The organism is Dellaglioa sp. CoH-56-MRSF-13, assembly GCF_056782095.1.
The window spans coordinates 1-231 of record NZ_JBXAYC010000237.1; the positions used below are offsets into that span (position 1 = coordinate 1).

General features: G+C 59.7%; 1 protein-coding gene. It reads right to left on the reverse strand.

All coding sequences use genetic code 11. The features are described 5' to 3' along the window. A partial coding sequence (locus AC1RP1_RS08530; RefSeq protein ID WP_481762812.1) for a hypothetical protein occupies nt 1-231 on the reverse strand: 231 nt, incomplete at both ends.

Below are 231 nucleotides of genomic sequence, written 5' to 3' on the forward strand. Positions count from 1 at the left end.
TATAGACAGCAGGCATCAGCTTATCAACATGGGTCCGTGCCCGAGCCGCGAGAACCGCCCGCGCCTCTTCCTGTGCGGCCCGTGCCTCGGACGCGCTAATGGCCTCTGTCTGTACACGGCGCAGCTCGTACTTGACGGAATGGTCAGAACCGCCCCACGCTGCTGAATCGTACGCACGATCAATCACGATGTCGTCGTCGATCAGCAGAATGTTACACGCTACGTCTACCC